Annotated in this window: 1 pseudogene; it reads left to right on the forward strand. The window is 53.8% G+C overall.

What is annotated here, in order from left to right:
• Nucleotides 1–342 (forward strand): annotated as a pseudogene (locus Q4563_RS17675) (sucrose phosphorylase); the annotation flags it as partial.

Here is a 342-nt window from a genome sequence, read left to right on the forward strand (position 1 = left end):
GTCTTGCCGGACGATAAAATCCGTATCCTGATTGATAATATCAACGACCGCTCGGCAGACCCGATCCTGCGCCGCTCAGCTGCCAATATTCATAGTGTTGGTGCGATTTATCAGCTTACCTGCACCTTTTACGATGCCCTGATGCAGAACGACGATGCCTATATCGCTGCCCGCACCGTGCAGTTCTTCACGCCTGGTACGCCACAGGTGTATTACGTGGGCTTGCTGGCCGGTGAAAATGACCACGAGCTGATGGAGCAAACCGGCGAACTGCGCGATATCAACCGTCATTATTACAGCCTGGATGAAGTGGCCGAAGCGGTGCAGAAACCGGTGGTGAAG

The sequence above is a fragment of the Gilvimarinus sp. 1_MG-2023 genome (assembly GCF_030548285.1).